Here is a 2,511-nt window from a genome sequence, read left to right as displayed (position 1 = left end):
ATATCGATTGATGATGAAAAGTCCACTACAGAGATGTGGCGGGATTTGACTCTGACCGCGGCTACAGTTGTCTTGTATGTCTTCTGCCCTCCTGCCGGTGCGGTTCTATCCACGGTCGTAGCAGCAGCGGAAATGTACTCTGCCGCATCTGGCAAGGACTGGGGTACTGGCCGCGAGCTGGATGGGAACGAGAGAGTTATGAGGGGAGCCTTTGCCCTGCTTGACTTGATCCCAGCTGGTAAATACCTCAGTGGTCTGGCCAAGACAGGAAAGACTGCAGGGCTTACCGTTGTTAAGACTAGTATCAAAACAGCGGTGAAGGAAGGCGTCGAACAAGGAGTTAGGAACCTAGATAGTTTCAAAGGTATCTTGAAGAATGCTAAGGGCTTGGGGGATAATGTCCTTTCCCAAATTAAAACCTATGGCAAACAGCTTGACAATCTCCGACCAAGTAAGATTCTATCGAATTCAGCAGACGCTCTAAGCGATGGTTTACGCCATGCGGATAATGTTCTAAGTGAAGCAGCTCAAAATTTCCGTTTGAATATTGGGTTAGAACCTCAACTAGCAGATGGTATTCTATCAAGTGGTGGAGGGAAGTTATCTCATTTAGCAGATAATCTCAGTGCTTTTGCGAAGAATCTAGATGGTAGTGTGGATGAGGTCGTGGAAGCTGGAAGTAAGGCTGGGAAAGGTGCTGTAGATAACATCATTAGAGATGGTTCTCATTTTGATGAAGTTGGGAAACTAAAACCGAATGTCAAATATCAAACAGGCGAATTTGAATATCTCTATCAAACAGATGGTCTAGGACGTTTGACAGATTGGAATGCATCAGAACTTCAATTGACAGAACGAAATGGTCGACTTCCTCACGATTCTAGAACTCCAGGTAAGTTACCAGGTGACCATGCAGGTCACTTGGCAGGAGATCGGTTTGGTGGTTCTCCGGAGATTGATAATTTGGTTTCACAGTTGAGCGATGTGAACTTGAGTGATTATAAAAAATTGGAAAATCAATGGGCCAAAGCTTTGGAAGAAGGTAAGGATGTTTCAATCAATGTCAAAGTGAATTATGTTGGTGACAATCTGAGACCGGATAGTTTTGATGTTTTTTATAAAATAGATGGCAAACCAACATTTAAAAATATACCGAATAATTAGGAGAGAGTAATGATATTTGAAGATGAATTTTCAGCCAAACAAACAGAGATGATTCAACTAGCACTAGAATATGCGGATAGGGTAGAGCAAAAGGTTGATACTGTGTACATATATTGTTCTTTTGAAACAATGTATTCCTTTGATATTTTCTATAAAGATGATAACAATAATATTGTAATGTTGCATAAACTGTCAAAAAAAGATATGAATGAATTCGAATTGGATAATTTGATTTTTTCAGTTTTAAAATTAGGAAATCAAGATTTACAAGATCTTCATAAAATTTGTCAAAAATATAATCGTCCGATGCCTTCACAAATTAAATTGATTTACGATAATGTACAAAATGAGGTAAATAGCAAGTATTCATATGATTTATTTTATTCTAATTCGGACACATTGACACCTGACGATATTTTTATGGAATGGTACAATGAAGTGAAGGAAGAAGTTGAAGGGCATCATGATATTCGAAGATAAATTTATGGAAGTTCAGGCTAGCATGATTTCATTAGCAATGGAGTATGTCCAAAATCAAGCAGAAAAAGTATATATTTATTGCATTTCTGAGGAAGCATTGCAATCATATAAAGTTTTTTATAAGATTAATGGTGTTGTAATTGAAATGGATAAAGTTAATGAAGTTGCGACAAAAAAAATAGATGATTCCGATAATATGGCATTTGCTGTATTGGGATATGGAGCTGAAGATATACAGAAATTGATTGATGTTTGTCAAGAATACAATCGTGAACATCCAACTGAAATGTGGTTGATTTATGATGCTCAGAAAAACAGTCTTGACAGTCGCTATAGTTATGAAGGACGTTATGACAAGGATGAAGAATTGATTCCGCGTCTAGAGTTTGAAAAATGGTTTGAGGAAGTAAAAGAAAATCAGCTATAATATTTTTGATATTGGCACTTAATATTCAGTTAAGTGCCTTTTCACAAAGGGCTGGGGGACAGGGCACCACTTCGACCGGATTTGCCAAACGGGTGGAGGATCTGGTTAAGATTTCTGAGAAGGTCCAGAAACTCATCAAGGAAAAGGATACGGACGGTGTTGTTTCCTATACTTATCACGATGAAACCAGCACTGCCCAAACTCTGCAAGCTAAACTCTCTACCTTAGAGCGGTATGCCGAGAATGTGAACACCTACATCAATAAGAAAATCGACCGCCCCTTCTATGAGGCTATGGACAAGGTAGGAGCCAAGCTCGAAGCCCTTAACATTCAAAAGTATAAAACGACTAACAAGATTGGCTATAAGCGGATCGAGCCTGTGAATGATCCCTATGGCCATCCTGTCGGTACCAAGGAAGTCACCCCACCTGAGATAGGG

3 protein-coding genes and 1 pseudogene are annotated in these 2,511 nt (G+C 39.2%); all 4 read left to right on the top strand.

What is annotated here, in order from left to right; all coding sequences use genetic code 11:
- Positions 1 to 1,164, top strand: a 1,164-nt coding sequence (locus SORDD15_RS09980) for a DNA/RNA non-specific endonuclease (protein ID WP_196756207.1), incomplete at its 5' end; no start/stop codon positions are given.
- 9 nt (positions 1,165 to 1,173) lie between these two features.
- Positions 1,174 to 1,644, top strand: coding sequence for a hypothetical protein (locus tag SORDD15_RS03470; RefSeq protein ID WP_061414377.1), 471 nt, complete (start codon positions 1,174 to 1,176; stop codon positions 1,642 to 1,644).
- On the top strand, positions 1,628 to 2,071 hold the full coding sequence (locus tag SORDD15_RS03465; RefSeq protein ID WP_061414374.1) for a hypothetical protein: 444 nt from the start codon (positions 1,628 to 1,630) through the stop codon (positions 2,069 to 2,071). Before SORDD15_RS03470 ends, SORDD15_RS03465 begins: the two co-directional genes overlap by 17 nt.
- Before the next feature lie 11 nt (positions 2,072 to 2,082).
- Positions 2,083 to 2,511, top strand: a pseudogene (locus tag SORDD15_RS10270) (hypothetical protein); the annotation flags it as partial.

The sequence above is a fragment of the Streptococcus oralis genome, from assembly GCF_001578935.1.
Lineage (GTDB): Bacteria > Bacillota > Bacilli > Lactobacillales > Streptococcaceae > Streptococcus > Streptococcus oralis_R.
The sequence above is the reverse complement of the archived record's forward strand: the minus strand, read 5'-3'. Positions and strand labels throughout refer to the sequence as shown.